The sequence below is a fragment of the Pseudomonas sp. FG6 genome, assembly GCF_057809015.1.
Genome location: NZ_JBMDJD010000035.1, coordinates 42,775 through 55,697, shown reverse-complemented (window position 1 = coordinate 55,697; position 12,923 = coordinate 42,775). Strand labels below are relative to the sequence as shown.

Annotated in this window: 16 protein-coding genes and 3 tRNA genes; 15 read left to right on the top strand and 4 right to left on the bottom strand. The window is 54.1% G+C overall.

The window, feature by feature from the left end; translation table 11 throughout:
- Position 1 precedes the first annotated feature (1 nt).
- The 3 genes from ACODSJ_RS20390 to ACODSJ_RS20380 all read left to right on the top strand — a co-directional run bounded on the left by ACODSJ_RS20390 (position 2) and on the right by ACODSJ_RS20380 (position 529).
- Positions 2 to 78: transfer RNA gene (locus ACODSJ_RS20390), tRNA-Asp, on the top strand.
- A gap of 89 nt (positions 79 to 167) precedes the next feature.
- Positions 168 to 244 (top strand) — tRNA-Asp (locus ACODSJ_RS20385).
- Positions 245 to 370: 126 nt separating this feature from the next.
- Complete coding sequence (locus tag ACODSJ_RS20380; protein ID WP_489103444.1) at positions 371 to 529, top strand: hypothetical protein; 159 nt, start codon at positions 371 to 373, stop codon at positions 527 to 529.
- Positions 530 to 589: 60 nt separating this feature from the next.
- On the opposite strand, the gene ACODSJ_RS20375 is transcribed toward ACODSJ_RS20380, so the two are convergent.
- Positions 590 to 1,873, bottom strand: coding sequence for an NAD(P)/FAD-dependent oxidoreductase (locus tag ACODSJ_RS20375; RefSeq protein ID WP_489103443.1), 1,284 nt, complete (start codon positions 1,871 to 1,873; stop codon positions 590 to 592).
- Between the two features lie 183 nt (positions 1,874 to 2,056).
- Here ACODSJ_RS20375 and ACODSJ_RS20370 point away from each other — a divergent pair.
- The 6 genes from ACODSJ_RS20370 to ACODSJ_RS20345 all read left to right on the top strand — a co-directional run bounded on the left by ACODSJ_RS20370 (position 2,057) and on the right by ACODSJ_RS20345 (position 5,465).
- Positions 2,057 to 2,133: transfer RNA gene (locus ACODSJ_RS20370), tRNA-Val, on the top strand.
- A 130-nt stretch (positions 2,134 to 2,263) separates the two neighbouring features.
- Positions 2,264 to 2,908 (top strand): hypothetical protein, encoded by a 645-nt coding sequence (locus tag ACODSJ_RS20365; protein ID WP_489103442.1) that lies wholly within the window; start codon positions 2,264 to 2,266, stop codon positions 2,906 to 2,908.
- A 108-nt stretch (positions 2,909 to 3,016) separates the two neighbouring features.
- Entirely contained in the window at positions 3,017 to 3,640 is a 624-nt protein-coding gene (locus ACODSJ_RS20360; RefSeq protein WP_489103441.1) for a hypothetical protein, read from the top strand.
- A 170-nt stretch (positions 3,641 to 3,810) separates the two neighbouring features.
- A complete protein-coding gene (locus tag ACODSJ_RS20355; RefSeq protein ID WP_489103440.1) occupies positions 3,811 to 4,422 on the top strand; it encodes a hypothetical protein in 612 nt (203 codons plus the stop codon).
- 107 nt (positions 4,423 to 4,529) lie between these two features.
- Positions 4,530 to 5,075: a hypothetical protein gene (locus tag ACODSJ_RS20350; RefSeq protein WP_489103439.1), complete on the top strand. Its 546-nt coding sequence runs from the start codon at positions 4,530 to 4,532 to the stop codon at positions 5,073 to 5,075.
- Between the two features lie 189 nt (positions 5,076 to 5,264).
- Positions 5,265 to 5,465, top strand: a complete 201-nt coding sequence (locus ACODSJ_RS20345) for a hypothetical protein (RefSeq protein WP_489103438.1) — start codon at positions 5,265 to 5,267, stop codon at positions 5,463 to 5,465.
- A gap of 42 nt (positions 5,466 to 5,507) precedes the next feature.
- Here ACODSJ_RS20345 and ACODSJ_RS20340 read toward each other — a convergent pair whose 3' ends face one another.
- Positions 5,508 to 6,674, bottom strand: coding sequence for a hypothetical protein (locus ACODSJ_RS20340; RefSeq protein WP_489103437.1), 1,167 nt, complete (start codon positions 6,672 to 6,674; stop codon positions 5,508 to 5,510).
- A gap of 340 nt (positions 6,675 to 7,014) precedes the next feature.
- On the opposite strand from ACODSJ_RS20340, the gene ACODSJ_RS20335 reads away from it, so the two are divergent.
- Positions 7,015 to 8,169 (top strand): alpha/beta hydrolase, encoded by a 1,155-nt coding sequence (locus ACODSJ_RS20335; RefSeq protein ID WP_489103436.1) that lies wholly within the window; start codon positions 7,015 to 7,017, stop codon positions 8,167 to 8,169.
- A gap of 241 nt (positions 8,170 to 8,410) precedes the next feature.
- Here ACODSJ_RS20335 and ACODSJ_RS20330 read toward each other — a convergent pair whose 3' ends face one another.
- Positions 8,411 to 9,295, bottom strand: a complete 885-nt coding sequence (locus ACODSJ_RS20330; RefSeq protein ID WP_489103435.1) for a LysR substrate-binding domain-containing protein — start codon at positions 9,293 to 9,295, stop codon at positions 8,411 to 8,413.
- Between the two features lie 110 nt (positions 9,296 to 9,405).
- Here ACODSJ_RS20330 and ACODSJ_RS20325 point away from each other — a divergent pair, with 110 nt between their 5' ends.
- The 4 genes from ACODSJ_RS20325 to ACODSJ_RS20310 all read left to right on the top strand — a co-directional run bounded on the left by ACODSJ_RS20325 (position 9,406) and on the right by ACODSJ_RS20310 (position 11,586).
- Complete coding sequence (locus ACODSJ_RS20325; protein WP_489103434.1) at positions 9,406 to 9,831, top strand: PACE efflux transporter; 426 nt, start codon at positions 9,406 to 9,408, stop codon at positions 9,829 to 9,831.
- Between the two features lie 37 nt (positions 9,832 to 9,868).
- The gene (locus ACODSJ_RS20320; RefSeq protein ID WP_489103433.1) at positions 9,869 to 10,204 is read left to right on the top strand and encodes a hypothetical protein; all 336 of its coding nucleotides are present in this window, start codon (positions 9,869 to 9,871) and stop codon (positions 10,202 to 10,204) included.
- A 45-nt stretch (positions 10,205 to 10,249) separates the two neighbouring features.
- Positions 10,250 to 10,519: a YceK/YidQ family lipoprotein gene (locus tag ACODSJ_RS20315; protein ID WP_489103432.1), complete on the top strand. Its 270-nt coding sequence runs from the start codon at positions 10,250 to 10,252 to the stop codon at positions 10,517 to 10,519.
- A gap of 227 nt (positions 10,520 to 10,746) precedes the next feature.
- Positions 10,747 to 11,586, top strand: coding sequence for an FRG domain-containing protein (locus ACODSJ_RS20310; RefSeq protein WP_489103431.1), 840 nt, complete (start codon positions 10,747 to 10,749; stop codon positions 11,584 to 11,586).
- 66 nt (positions 11,587 to 11,652) lie between these two features.
- Here ACODSJ_RS20310 and ACODSJ_RS20305 read toward each other — a convergent pair whose 3' ends face one another.
- Positions 11,653 to 11,859 carry a hypothetical protein gene (locus ACODSJ_RS20305; RefSeq protein WP_489103430.1) on the bottom strand — a complete coding sequence of 69 codons (207 nt, stop codon included), beginning with the start codon at positions 11,857 to 11,859 and terminating at the stop codon, positions 11,653 to 11,655.
- 526 nt (positions 11,860 to 12,385) lie between these two features.
- Between ACODSJ_RS20305 and ACODSJ_RS20300 the strand changes: the two genes are divergently transcribed.
- On the top strand, positions 12,386 to 12,889 hold the full coding sequence (locus ACODSJ_RS20300) for an anti-virulence regulator CigR family protein (RefSeq protein WP_489103429.1): 504 nt from the start codon (positions 12,386 to 12,388) through the stop codon (positions 12,887 to 12,889).
- Positions 12,890 to 12,923 lie beyond the last annotated feature (34 nt).

Below are 12,923 nucleotides of genomic sequence, written 5' to 3'. Positions count from 1 at the left end.
CGCAGCGGTAGTTCAGTCGGTTAGAATACCGGCCTGTCACGCCGGGGGTCGCGGGTTCGAGTCCCGTCCGCTGCGCCATATTTTCCGAATCAGGTTTGCCTGGTTCGAGATCCGGACCGAAGAGTCTTGATCAGACGAGTCAAATGGACGCAAGTCCACAGCGATACGCAGCGGTAGTTCAGTCGGTTAGAATACCGGCCTGTCACGCCGGGGGTCGCGGGTTCGAGTCCCGTCCGCTGCGCCATATCTGCTTCGAGGCCCACTGAACGCCTTGAAGCTAAGAAGAAAGCTGCAAAGCTGCTTCCAATCGATAGCAAAGACCCTGGTCGAAAGACCGGGGTTTTTTGTTTTTGTGGTTTGGAGTTTCCTCGTGAGTCTCGAAGAGCTGGCCGAGACAGTCCCTGATGACATCAGAATTCAAGAGAAGCGGAGTCGCCTGCCCCGCGAAGCATTGGCGGATGTTGATGCTGGCCGCGTGATCGATCATCAGGCTGTTCAGGTCTGGGTTGAAAGTCTCGGATTGGAATGAGTCCGTGGCGAGGGAGCTTGCTCCCGCTGGGCTGCGAAGCAGCCCTTGTTGTTGGCAACTTTAGAACCCCAGTTTGTCCCGCAACCCGTAGTACCAAGCCCCCATCGCCGCAAACGGCGTGCGCAACAGCTGCCCGCCTGGGAAAGGGTAGTGGGGCAGGTCCGCAAACGCATCAAAACGCTCAGCCTGACCTCGCAGCGCTTCGGCCAGTACCTTGCCCGCCAGGTGCGTATACGTCACGCCATGGCCGCTACAGCCTTGGGAATAATAAATGTTGTCCCCTAGCCGCCCGACCTGCGGAAGACGCGACAGCGTCAACAGGAAATTTCCGGTCCAGGCGTAATCGATCTTCACATCCTTGAGTTGCGGGAACGCCTTGAGCATCTTCGGCCGGATGATTGCCTCGATATTCGCTGGATCCCTCGCGCCGTAGACGACGCCACCACCGAAGATCAGGCGCTTGTCGCCCGTCAACCGGTAATAGTCCAGCAAGTAGTTGCAGTCTTCGACGCAATAATCCTGAGGCAACAAGCGATGGGCCAGCTCGTCTCCCAGTGGCTCGGTGGTAATCACCTGCGTACCGCACGGCATGGATTTGGCCGCCAGCTCTGGCACCAGGTTGCCCAGGTAGGCATTGCCGGCCACGATGATGAACTTGGTCCTGACCTTGCCTTGTGGCGTATGCACCACTGGGCTGGCACCACGCTCGATGCGCACTGCTGGCGACTGCTCATGAATCACCCCACCCAACGACTCCACTGCCGCCGCTTCGCCTAGCGCCAGGTTGAGCGGATGAATATGGCCGCCGCTCATGTCCAGCATACCGCCCACATACTCCTCGCAAGCCACCACCTCGCGAATACGCCGCTGATCCAGCAGCTCCAGCTGGTTATGGCCGAAACGCTCCCATAAACGCTTCTGCGACTCCAGGTGGCCCATTTGTTTAGCGGTGAGGGCAGCGAATACACCGCCGTCCTTCAAATCGCATTGAATCTGATACTTCGCCACCCGCTCGCGAATGATCCGTCCACCCTCGAATGCCATATCGCCGAGCAACTGCGCTTGTCGAGGGCCGACGCTGCGTTCGATCACGTCAATGTCGCGGCTGTAACTGTTGACGATCTGCCCGCCGTTGCGACCCGAAGCCCCAAAGCCCACCTTCGCCGCCTCCAGCACGGTGACCTTGAAACCGTTCTCCAGCAAAAACAGCGCAGAAGACAGGCCGGTGTAACCCGCACCGATCACGCACACATCCGTTTCGACGTCAGCCTGCAGGGCAGGGCGCGACGGGGCCGGATTGGCCGACGCGGCGTAATAGGACGTTGGATAGGATGTGTTCGCCATTCTGCAACCTCTGTTTTATATTTTTTACGAGTGCAGCGATCCTACCCGAGATAAAAAACGGCCGCCAGCCACCGCAAAATCCACATCCCATGGCCGAAATTAAATATTTTGCATATTCATAGGGTTAGGTGAAAAAAAGGTGTTGACACCCCTTTGGAATTCCGTAGAATGCCGCCTCACAGCAGGCACGTAGCTCAGTTGGTTAGAGCACCACCTTGACATGGTGGGGGTCGTTGGTTCGAGTCCAATCGCGCCTACCAAACAAAATCCGCTCTGCTGGGCGGTCTAGAAGGGCTCACCGAAAGGTGGGCCCTTTTTTGTTGTCTGTAGCTTTTACAGCAGGGTTTGTCCCTTTTTGTGATCGGACTTCGAATACGTAAGGATATGGTCATGCGGTTTACCTCTTTCGTAACTTTTTTTGCTGTAGCACTTGCCGGTTGCTCTGGAATACCTTCAGTTCCATACGAAGAGCCCACTCAAACAGAGGGCATGGCTCGTGTGCGCGTTATTACGAACTCCGATGTGTATGGAGATAGCATCGTCGGCAGTTGTGCTCCTGCTACCCGGCATAAGATGGCTGAAGCCGGACGTTTCGGACGGGACGGGAGGGCGAACATCAACTATCCACAGCATCCCCTGAATTCGGCGAGCTTAGGCATGCCCAAAAGAGTTTCGCCCACTCTTACTCAGTACATCCCTGCCATTCGGATGGGCGAGGGGGTATATAAAGAAATCGTAACCGAATATCGCGTTAGGACTGATCTGCCATTCCAAATTGCGACCCTGGGCGCGACCATTGGGAGCTATGGCAGCACGTATTCATCCTGCGGTGGCCAGGCGCTCGTTTACAAGCTCGAGCCTGGGAAAGACTACGAAGCTCTGGCAGGGGTGGGTAGCAGGCCAAACAATGATGGCGGGCAAGCGCTTATTTGCGTATTGGGGGTTTTCGAGCTCGTCACCTTACCTGGCACTCCAATTGTAATTCCCAAGAAGCTGACGCCTGCTGCGCCTCCCCAGGTGGTCTGCAAAAACTAACAAGTGCAGCATCGAGCGGGTTTGCGTCTATCAGAAGAGCTGAGTCGCTGTGTTCGAGTTAATAGCACTGAACGAGTTCTATGGCATTCGTGGATAAGGTTGGAAGGATTGGTAAAGAACAAGGCAGAGAGGACGCTCGGAGCCGGCCTCGCTAACGGCATAGTGATTTCCGCCGCTTGGTTATCGGGGCTTGCGACGATAGGATTCTTGTGGGGCATCATACGGTTTTGGCCCAATGAGCTTACAGTCGAAGGACGTCAGCTCTTCCTGGTCTCTGTTTCTATTTTTTGCCTTGCCATATGGCACTTGGTACGGCGCAAGAGACGAGCCAAAGCACTTGTAGCCTCCATCAACCTAAAGGAAGGTCTGAGCCTTGACGATACTCAGCTGCTCGGCTATCCAAGCTCCATATTTTTTGTCTTTGATCTTTCCAGCAAAAAACTCGCTCAATGCCAAAGCGCCACCGGCGACTATCAAATTCTAGACTTTACGTGGGTAACAGGCTGGCAGTGTGAGTGGCGACAGATTGACAGCATGCCGTCGGGCAGCGTTATTCAAATAGTCGATGGGGCAAGCATGAGTGTTCCAGCCGACGAGATTCGGCGCAGATTCATAGGTTTCTCACTGGTTTTGACGGTTGCCGATACAAGTTATCCGCTCCTCCGTTTTCCAATGAACCGGAGCGCAGCTGAAAGGTGGTGTGCCCGGTGCTATGTACTTTTCAAGTGCTAAACACGAAGCATCGCGCCAGAGATAGTTATCTTTAGAATCCGCGGCAGCGCTGATGCTAACGGAGTGAATGCAAGCGCCAGTGGCTGAGTGAGTCGGTGCCAGAAGAAATTGAGCATCGGCACCCTGACGCTGATAGCTTTGTGGGAAAGGGTCATGGATGGGTGCAGTGAATGGGCAAACTAGGGGCGCTAAGGTCGGACGACTACACGAATGGCCGCTATCTGGTCTTCAAAGGCGACGGCAGCGATGGAGCCCCCTTGGGCCGGATTCACCAGGACGGGAAAGTTCGAAACCACTTGGGTGAGCCGCTGTACTACATAGACATGGACGACCGTGCGTTCTGCTCGGTCGATTTTATCTTTCAGGGTGGTATACAAAAAATTCGCGGCACAACTTATGTGCTCAGCGACAGGGTTCTTTTCACCTTTTCCGAGATGAAGGTTAAGCCACTGGAAAACGAGACCGAGGAGCAGGCGCTTCACAGAACGTTCAAAACGATGGCGCTCAGTTTAGCCAGGCAGATCGTCCAGGCGGAAAAGGAGATGGGGCAGGAACGCTTGGAGATGGCCTGGTCCAACTCAAATCCTTTCCGCCGTTTCCTGGCCTTCTTTACGAGCCGAGCCCGTCGGGAGCGAGCATCGCCAGGGTGGTGTTACTGTGGGGTGGAAAGCGATCATGAGCTCAAATCGAAGTCTTTCCCCGTGTTGTCTCCATCGTCACCCGCGACAATGGTCTTGTGGGCTGCGGATACAAGGAGAACGGCGGCAGAACACGATTCGTAGCCGCGAAGCAATAATGCTAGATTCTGCCTCTCCCGCCTGTGCACTCGTCTAGCACGTTGGGGATACCTAGATGCTCTCTCAACCGATTTTGTGGATACGGAAATTCAATGAACACCCCCAAGCTTTCGATTGCGCTGTCCTGTGCTGTTGCCGTTTTGATGTTGAGCGGATGTGCCGCCTCGGTAAAAAGCGGCGGAACTGAAACGCTCGTCATTCAGGAAGCTGCCAAGCAGAACCTGATCGTAAACTTTGAAGGAAATAGCAAGGTTCAACAAAACGAGGATTGGCCTCGCTTGAAGCAGGAGTGGAATGAGGCCCTGCAAGCCGAAGCGACTCGCGCGGGCTACAGCCTCACGGAGACCCAAGCATCGAGCCTCCAGGGAAAGGACGGCGTCGGTATCAAGATCAACGTGACCAACTTCCGCTACCTGACCCCGGGCGCACGCTACGGGGCTGGGGTGATGGTAGGCAATGCGTGGGTCAATTCCAGTGCAGATTACTCGGACCTGAAATCAGGTCAGCTGATTGGTACTCGGACGTATGATACGTCTTCGTCCGCTTGGGAAGGCGCCATGTCGGCCATGACCCAAAAGCAGGTCCAGGCGATTTCGCAGCAAATCATCAGTGACATCAAGAGCGCGAAAGCCAAGTAACCGGGAAAGCGGGGGGCAGCCCGCGATGATGAGATGACCGATTGCCGGTGAGCTCGTGATTGTGACTTGTTTCCCGTTCTCTCCCCTTCGCTGAGATGCAGGAACGACTACCAACTTGTAGCATGTGCCTCGCTGGGACGACGTGTTGGTGTTGAAGTTGAGGAAGTTCGCCCTGAGGGAAGGTAAGCAATGCCCAAGAAAGTTCAGGAAAGCAAAGCGGCAACGGCTGCCGACATTGAGCGTTCCATCCTGGCACTGAACAAAGTGGCTGAGCGCCTTTGGGGCGACGGTCGGGAAGCTGAGGCGAAAGCCCTGCTCGATGCCTTGGATGCTTTAAACCGGGCGCTCGATCGGATCAGGATAGGGGAGAGCCGCAGGGTCTTGCATTGACGGTATTCCCTCAGTGCCCTCAGTTTTTCATGGCAATATAAATTAAAGCCTGAACCCTGTGACCGTCTGTTTGGGAGGTGTGCCAGTCCCATAACACGCTTGCCAGGCCATATTGTATTCATTGACTAAGCTGTAGGTTCCGAGCTCATAAATATCTACAGAGTCTGAGTCGGTCTTGGATTTTCTCATGGGTTGAATAATCATGCCTCTCACCGGAACCGATCCTGGATTGATGAGCGCAAGCAGGATTTTATTAACCATTGTTTTCTTTGCATATACGTCCGACGTCGATGTGCTTGCTAAATTTCCACTGGTTCCAAGCAACCCGAGCAAACAATGAAAAATCCAGCGGGTAGACATCTGCCGACCATAGCTGGCATCACCGAGGTGGGCGTCCACACTTCCTTTGCATTCAACAATGAGATATTCCTCTACCGCGCCAGTCTGCATGTTTCGCTTGACCCATATCTGGTCTATCCCATTGGTTCGCCCTGAGGAGGCCTTGCCAATTTTCAACTGATAATTATTACCCATGACCGTTATCATAAGTTTTGCGGCGGCATATTCTCCTCTGTTTTCCGAAGCATAATGCTGCGCCTTTGAATCTCGCAAGTTGGCGTAATGGTTGTTCAGTCTATCGCCCGATTTTATGTCATTTCTGCGAAATTTCAGCCAGCCGCAAACCTCTGAGTATGCGATCGGATCTTGAGCCAGGTCAGATAAGCATAGTTGTATGTTTTGGTTGTTTAGGCCGAGTTGATTGAAGTGTTGGGAAAAGTAATCGCCGGCATTCTTTGATAGGGGGTTGGAAAAGTTGAAATTTGGCTGGATGGAACTGCCTGAAGTGAAATAAGCATCGGCGTTCAAGGCGTTTTTTATTTGTTGAACATCATCTGTATCCAGAAGTACTAATTGATCGGCGCGCCAAGAGTTGTATTGACCATGAGGGTTGTATGGAATGCAATGCCGATTCTCTAGCTGATTTATTGCAACGCTCTCCTGGCGCGAAGAATTCAGGTAAAATCCACCTAATTGACCAAGTGAGGTAAACGGATAGCCGCCACTATGAATCGCTGGCGAGGGATTGGTCGCCTTGGGACCGTCAAAAAACACGGTGTTCCGCTCTTGTACAACAATATTGTTTGGCGCAAACGATAGTATTTTGCTGTTTAAGATCTCGCTCGGATCGTAGCTGTTGAGATAGTTCATCGGATTCCATCCCGAAATTTATTTTGCATTGTAATATAGTCGAGAAAATGTAATCGTCAAATTACAAGTAGAGTCTGGTTTCACATCATCGGGTGTTCACTCAAGGATGAAGCCGGGGGGCATGATTTGAGGTGCGCTGATGATGAAAATCGTGATCTGTCTTCAGTTTTCGCCCGTGCCTGTGGCATAAAGCTTCGGTACTCCTTGACTAATGGCGAAATGATGCTATTTGTTTTGTTGTGATGCTTGAGGCATTGCAGCCTACTGGGCGTGTGACAATACCTTACGCTTGCCTTGCAGCTTTGCTGCTTGTACTAAATGAATTCAAGGATGAAGAGCAATGCGGCTTTCCGTATTCGGTGTTATCTGGCTTATGTCGTTCAGCTTGTTCTTTGCTGGGTGTGCATCTTCGGTTTCGTTTCCGGCTCCCGTTTCCGAGGAGGCGGCTTATCCAGTGCCGGAATCCATACAGAAAACCGAAGCTTTTGCGGCGGTGAAGGTCAGCTATGCAACGAATAGAAAAAAGACACCGGATGGCAGCCTATTGCCTGAGTTGAATGTATCCGGTGATCCTCTTTCTTATGGTCAGGAGACGGTCCTGATTCCTTTGAAGAGGGATGTGGGGAGTTTTAAAGACTCACATAGCCCGGCATTCAAAGTGTTGATGAAGTTCGGCGTGGTGGATGAACAGGATGATCCGATTATCACCTTGCTGAATGACAAGTCACTGGCATTGTCTGAGGCTGACTTCCTTAAGCAGTTCAAGGCAAAGAATGGTATTAAAGGCAATGATGTATTGCTTTTTGTACATGGCTTTAACGTGAAATTCGACGATGCGGTTAAGCGCGCCGCTCAGGTTTCCTATGACATTGATCCTGGTTTGCAACCGGTGGTGTTCAGTTGGCCTTCTATTGGCGATCCGTTAAAGTACAACCGCGATTTCGGCAGGGCGTTGGATTCCGTGGATGACTTCGAAAAATTCATGTTAAAGCTGGCGACCGCTACGCAAGGAAGAAAAATTCATATCCTGGCGCATAGCATGGGGTCAAAAGTAGTGATTCCCGCATTGGCTAGACTCTATTCTACCCATACAAAGCTATTGGATAAGAAACTGGGTAATATCATACTGGCTGCGCCTGATTTTCCCAGGGAGACGTTCATTTCAAAATATAAGGCGGTATTCAGTAAATTTGGTCGCGCAACCGTTTATATGTCGTCGGAGGACAAGGCGCTACTCCTTTCCTCCAGCACCTATCTGGCTGATCGGGAAATGCTGGGCTTTAGTGGCCCTGAAGGTTTTTACTCCCCTGGCATCGACTCCGTCGATATCACTCGTGCGGGGGGTATTGACGATCTTCTTGGGCATTCAAAGTATGGTAGTTCGGCGCGTGTGCTGGTGGACATGCAAGACATGATCGGGAGTAATTTGAGGGCCAGCAAAAGGAAAGGTTTTGTTGTCGAGCCGCCGTATCCGTATTTTTTTCTACAGCCGTAACTAAAACATCAATCATCATAGGAAGTGGACCATGAAAATCATGACTCTGGTACTGGCGGTAGTGCTCGCATCTGTCTCCGTATCTGCTATCGCTCACGGTTGTTGGCAGAGATAACCAATGGCACTGACCTTCAGTTCCACGAAGAAGAAATACCTGATTGGTTTATGAATATGTATGTGGATAAGGTTATTGATGCCTGAGGAGGGTAGGCGGTGCCGAACAGGCCTAGCTGGTCAGAACTCAACCAATACGCAGTCCCAACAACCACTCACTAAACCCCCGCACCGCCGCCTGCCGTTCCCGCCCCGGTACGCACACCACCGTATACCGCGCACCCGTCAGACGCACCTCCGACCGATAGCCGATCAATTGCCCCCGTGCAATCGCCTCAGCCACCAGCACATTGCTCGCGAGCACCAGCCCATGCCCGGCGATTGCTGCCTGTAGGGCGTGCTGTTCTTCGTCATAACGGCGTAAACGTGCGTTATCCAGCCAAGCCAGGGTGTCGGCCTTGGCGCACCAGGCGGGCCAGTCGACTGCCACCTTTGCGTTGCTCAGCCAGGGCACGTCGATCAGGTCGATGGGCGAACCTGCTGCCGGTGGTTGCCAGTCGGGGCGGCAATAAACGCCAAAGTATTCGTCCAGCAAAGGTTGTTCGAACAGTTGTGGGGCCGGGGTGAAGAGGGCGCGGATTGCCAGGTCGATGCTGGCGTCGCGGTGCAGGTCTACCACCTCGTTGCTGCTGTGCAGCCGGATGTCGATCTCCGGGTGCAGCCGATGAAAGTCGCCCAGTCGGGGTATCAGCCACAGGCTGGCGAACGCTGGCGTCGTGCTCACCGTCAGGGATTGCGCGGCGCAAGGGGGGGACAGTGTTTGCAGGCCGTGCTGGAGATCGAGCAGGGCGCGATGGACATGTGGCTGAAGACGCTCGCCGTCGGCGCTCAGGCGCACGCTTTGGCTGGAGCGTTCGAACAGGCGTACGCCAAGGACGGTTTCAAGGCTTTTGACCTGATGAGATATCGCTGCGGGGCTGATATTCAGTTCCTGGGCCGCCGCCTTGAAGCTGCCCAGCCGTGCGGCGGATTCGAAGCCGCGCAGGGCGGTGAGGGGCAGTTGGGCGAACATGGGCAGATGGGTTACTCAGGTTGAGCCTGGCTCAATTTAGCTCAATTGTGCGCGGGCGCTCAACTTGCCAGGCTGTGGGCTTCCAACCCTGGACCCAAAGGAGCCCGACGATGCAAGGCACCCCCCGCAAGATCCTCCAGGCCATACTCTACGAGGCCGGCGGCGTGCTGTTCGTGGCGCCGGCTCTCGCGCTGACCTACGCGCAAGGTATGGGCTATTCAACCCTCCTGTCACTGGTCATTTCTGCCGTCGCGCTGGCCTGGAACATGCTCTTCAATGGCCTGTTCGAGCGGTGGGAGCGTCGTCAACCCAGTCGCCATCGCAACTGGCAGCGACGGCTGCTTCATTCCCTGGGATTCGAAGGCGGCCTGACCCTGATTCTTACTCCGGTGATTGCGGTGTGGCTAGGTATCAGCCTGTGGCTGGCACTGCTGACCAATCTGGGGCTGTTTGTGTTTTTCTTTTTTTATTCGCTGGTTTTTCAATGGGTCTTTGATCGAATATTCGACGTTCCGCTTTCGGCGCAGCCCGAGTAGCAACATTTTTTGCCTCCCAAACCCAAGGACTTCCCAAGTGAGAAACAAGCTTCTAGCCCGTGCGTTTTGTTTATTGGCAGGCGTGATTTCCCAATGCGCATACAGCAGCGGTTCGGACCCGTCCGCCGAGAATGCCGCATTGTTGTCCAAGATTCTCGATGGCAACGATGCCTTGACCCAGGCGTCCGAGTTCTCGGCTGAGCAGCGTACGGTCAACATCGCCATCGACGGAACGGAAGAGGACGCCAAGAAGTTCTGCCCGCAAATCAGCGCCATCGTCGAGCAGCACGGCCTGTCCTTTTCAAAGGGCTGGGTGGTGGTAATCTCCTCGCCCAGCGCTGACTATGAAATTACCAACACTTGCCCGCTGTAGTGCGAGCTGCAAAGGAACACTCCTTCTCCGATACTGAGCAACTTTATGAAATCCTTCTTGGGCACGTTGGCCGTAATGTTGTTGACAGGATGCTCGACGCTTTCCGAAACCTTTGGTGATCGTCCAATGTGTGGCCCACATCCTTATTGTGGAACTTCCACCGATGTTGAGCTGATCAAGGCCGCCACGGACGACAGCGCTGGAATCTTGCGCGCCCTGGTGCCGGTGGCGGTGATTGACCTGCCGTTCAGTCTGGTGGCCGATACATTGTTCCTGCCGTATACCGCGTTTGCTTCGGAGCCCGTTCGAGATTGATTGGGGTTGATCCAAGCGGGGCTGGAATGAACGAGCCCTGAAACCGCAATCCAGAAACGAAAAGCCCGCACACTTATTCCCCGGTGTCGGGTCTGTGGTGGGTTTCACTCTATTCGTTTGAGTTTTATTTTTTGGGTGGTGGCGATTCGATGGCATTTAAGGTTGAATGACGTACGATTCGCTCTGACGGGTGAGTTGTTGACTATCTATTCAGGGAGTGAAGTGCTGTGTACCAATCAACCACTACAGTGTCGAGCCTGACGGAGTACATCGACGCTGTTAAGAAACTCAACAAGGAATCCGATACCGTCCACGGGTCGGTTTATCGAGGTCAGGGTAACGCGAGTTGGGGCTTGGTGACTTCCCTGGCCCGCAGCCCCAAAACCCGGTCGGGGGATTTGATCGACAGGGCCACCAAGGCATTCAGGAAATTCAATGCCGAACGACACGCCTACCATCAGCTTTCCTCGCACAACGATTGGGATGTGCTTGCACTGGCTCAGCACTATGGCATGCCCACTCGGTTGCTGGATTGGTCGTTGTCGCCCTTGGTTGCACTCTTTTTTGCGCTGGACGGGGTGCGCTATAAGAGGATTCCGCTGGTCGAGAGCGTTGCCTTGATGGCTGGCTACAACGATAACGACACGATTCCGGTCGATGCGGATGAGCGGGTTGGAATTGTGGAAAATGACGCCGCTGTGTATGTGGTGACACCCCGCAGGCACGCAAGTGATCATATCTGGGTGGAAACCAAGGCGTTGCCGGCGGATGTTTTTTCCAGTGTCCCCGATGCACGCGGTGATGGTTTTTGTTTCTACACGCCGAACTATATGAATGACCGGCTGAAGTCTCAAAGTGGGGTGTTCAGTATTGGCTATGGAGTAGAGGACAGTTTTCCAGCGGCTGAGGCGCACCAGATCATCATAAGGAAGCAGAGCGTGGCGACGCTGTTTTCCGAGTTGTTGTTGATGAACTTTGGTTCAAAACTCATTTATGGTGACTTGGAAGGCTTGTGCAAGGACCTGACGTTCTCCAGTTTCGGCGGTTTTGCCACGCGTAACCTATAACGCAACGGCCGTCATCCCGGTCGCCCGCTGCATCAGTGGGCGACGGGTTCCCGCCCACATCCCGGATTAAAAAACCAGGGCAACCCCCTCTGCGAAAGCATGATCCTGAACGGCCACCATGATGTGCAGCGGCATTTCCTGTTTCGCTTCGACGGGTGGCATTTCAAAACTTCCCACCACCTGAGCATGCAGCCCGCTCAACCGTATCGACTCTTGTTCCTTTGCCTTTGCCATTCTCGCGTGGTTCGCTGCGATTTCGTTAAGCGTTGACACGGTACGTCTCCGTTTGCTGACCAAGCATTGATTAGTGTGCCGCCGCGTCAGAATGACGTCGTTCTTGGCTGCCGAGACAAGCCCAAGCAAGGCCTGAGCCAGGCAAAACGGCCTGTTGGCTGCAACCTGGCGCAGCTGACGAATGGCATGACGACAGCCATCAGCGCCCCGAGAAACGTGCAATGACACGGGCAACGTTGCAACCATGCCTCAACAATAAGTCACTGATAATACAAAGCGATTCTAGGCTCTGTACGAAAAGCCTTGATACTCGTTCATGCTGCGTTGAAAACAGCCTCGGAATGCTCATTTACAACCCGTAAAGTCGAGCGCGACCCCGGCCGTTCCTCGGCTGTTTTCGCCTTGCCTGACCTTCGTCTCAAGACTTTTCGTACAGAGCCTAAAGCGACCCTGATCACGACTGAACAACACGCGGTTCTGGGGAAAGAGAATGGGGAGAAGGGCAATCCGTATCAACGTTAGCGTCTACATTGATAGGGCAATAGCCATTTTTGCGAGGACCACCATGCTCAAATCGCGCTCATTGATTGTTGCCGTTACCTGTTTCGCCCTTGTAGCGGGCCCCGCGACGGTGGTCGCCGATCCGGGTAACGGCAAGGGAAATGCTCAATTCGATCAAGGCCCGGGTCACGGCCAAGGCAAAGGTGGGCACGGTAACAAAGGCGGGCAGGGTAATGCCGGTAACCAGGGTGGCAAGGGTTACTCCTCCGGTGGCGGCGGGGGCGATTGGCACAATGGCCCGAGCATCGACCGTGGCGGGATCCTGGGCGTAATTGGCGGCTACCGCGATTACTGGAGCCCCGGCCCGGCACTGCCGCCGGGCATTCAGAAAAATCTCGCCCGGGGCAAGCCGCTGCCGCCCGGCATCGCCAAGAAACTCGATGGCCGGTTGTTGGGGCGGTTGCCGCATTACGACGGGTATGAGTGGCAGCAGGTTGGCACCGACCTGATCCTGGTGGCGATTGCCACCGGCATCATCTATGAAGTGCTCAACGGTGCATTTGATTAACCCGGTGGTTCAACGCAAGGGCAGCCTCTTCGCA